The organism is Nocardiopsis sp. TNDT3 (assembly GCF_003427465.1).
Classification (GTDB): domain Bacteria; phylum Actinomycetota; class Actinomycetes; order Streptosporangiales; family Streptosporangiaceae; genus Nocardiopsis; species Nocardiopsis dassonvillei.
In genome coordinates, this window is the sequence record NZ_QPFC01000250.1 from 1 (window position 1) to 1,294 (window position 1,294).

At 69.6% G+C, this 1,294-nt stretch carries 2 protein-coding genes; both read right to left on the reverse strand.

The window, feature by feature from the left end:
- The coding region (locus DQW06_RS06830) for a DUF6114 domain-containing protein (protein ID WP_232832968.1) at positions 1-385 on the reverse strand (385 nt) is incomplete at its 3' end.
- A gap of 4 nt (positions 386-389) precedes the next feature.
- On the reverse strand, positions 390-1,037 hold the full coding sequence (locus DQW06_RS06835) for a DUF6230 family protein (RefSeq protein WP_013151519.1): 648 nt from the start codon (positions 1,035-1,037) through the stop codon (positions 390-392).
- Positions 1,038-1,294 lie beyond the last annotated feature (257 nt).

Here is a 1,294-nt window from a genome sequence, read left to right on the forward strand (position 1 = left end):
CCACGCGGGGCGCCCACGCGAAGACGAGGGAGCCGCCGACGATGCCGAGCAGCATCCCGATGACGAAGCCGCCGAAGTTGGAGGTCACGAAGGACACCAGGGCGAGCATGAGCCCGACCACCCCGAAGAAGAGGTGCTGCGCGGGCTGGAACCAGCTCAGCGCTCCCAGGGTGATCAGCAGTACCGCGATGAGCGGACCCGACACACCGGCGATACCGGTGTAGGCGATCAGGTCGATGGGCAGGATCAGGCTCTGCGCGGCCGGTGCGACCAGCAGCTCGACTCCGGCGATGACGAGGAGGAGCCCGCCCCAGAACGGGCGGCCGCGCCGCCAGTCGCGCAGGCGCGCCCGGCCCCCGCGGAGCAGGGTCAGTGCGTGGGCCATGGGATCAGAAGCACTCGTGCTCGCCGGGCCGGACGGCCAGGCTCAGACCGGACAGCTTCAGGGATCCGGAGGTGACCGCCCAGGTGGTCAGCTCCATGTCGGAGACGGTGATGTTCTGGGACTGGAGGCCGAAGCCGCCCGCCGGTCCCTGGCCGCCCTCGGCCCGGTCCAGCGTGCTGGCGTCGCGGCCGATCTCGATGGAGCCGAACTCGGCGTCGCCCTGGAGCTGCTCGATGTCGAGGACGAGGTTGGTGCCCTGGACGGGGGTGGACTCGCCCGCGGTGATGACGAGGGTGGCCTGGCCGATGGGCAGGTCCCACAGGGAGGACATGCACAGGTTGGTCAGTTCGGCGGAGCCGACCGAGGACAGGCCGACCGGGCGGGAGGAGCCGTCGACGGAGGTGGCGGCGTCGCCGTACTGGGTGAAGCCGGTGCCGACGAGCTGGTCGGCGGACATCTTGAAACTGTCCCCGGACACCGCGAAGGAGGCGGCGAGCAGGCCCTGGGTGGTCATGCCTCCGAGGACCGCGGCGGCCGCGAACCCGGGGACGGCCACGAGGGCGAACCTGCGCCAGCGCGTCCCGCCACCGGCTTCGTGCTGCTCAGGCGCGTCCTGAGGCGCCTCGGACGCCTCGCCGGAAGCCTTGGGCATGAGTACCTCCAGTGTTCCGCCGCCCGTGGGCGGCGAGGGGGAGCCGAACTTGCGCCGAGGCACGCCACGTGTGTTACATGGAACACACCCTACTCGGCGGTAGTGACGAACATTACAATAGTTGTTGTCACATTTCTAGATGGCGCATTCAATGTTGCGGACCCGTATCCGGCGCACTACGGGAAACCGCGTCTGACCTGGAGAGAGTCCCACCGTGCCCCCAGAGCGCAGCACAGATCCCACCGCCACCCCCAGCT

Excerpts from the sequence above, each read along its gene's own strand:
- DQW06_RS06835 (WP_013151519.1), bottom strand. The coding sequence starts at position 1,037 with ATGCCCAAGGCTTCCGGCGAGGCGTCCGAGGCGCCTCAGGACGCGCCT.